1 protein-coding gene is annotated in these 271 nt (G+C 57.2%); it reads left to right on the top strand.

Annotated elements, in window-relative coordinates; translation table 11 throughout:
• Positions 1 to 254: integrase core domain-containing protein (locus DY926_RS14945; protein WP_148707812.1), on the top strand; the 254-nt coding region annotated here is incomplete at its 5' end.
• Between the last annotated feature and the right edge of the window lie 17 nt (positions 255 to 271).

Raw genomic sequence — 271 nt, 5'->3', positions numbered from 1 at the left:
TGGACAACGTGTTCATCGAGCGTCTGTGGCGGTCGTTGAAATACGAATGTGTCTACCTGCACGCATTTGAGACCGGATCAGAACTTCGGGTGGGGCTCACGAAATGGATCACCCATTATAACGGGCAACGTCCCCATACGGCCCTGGCTGGACGAACGCCTGATGAGGCGTATCATGGCGTGCCGACGCCATCTGGTCCGGGGTTAACCCCGGACCAGATGGCCAACAGCAACGCCGTCAGAATGGCGGCATAACAACAACCGGGTATAGC

It is taken from the genome of Komagataeibacter melaceti (genome assembly GCF_003403295.1).
Taxonomy (GTDB): domain Bacteria; phylum Pseudomonadota; class Alphaproteobacteria; order Acetobacterales; family Acetobacteraceae; genus Komagataeibacter; species Komagataeibacter melaceti.
The sequence above is the reverse complement of the archived record's forward strand: the minus strand, read 5'-3'. Positions and strand labels throughout refer to the sequence as shown.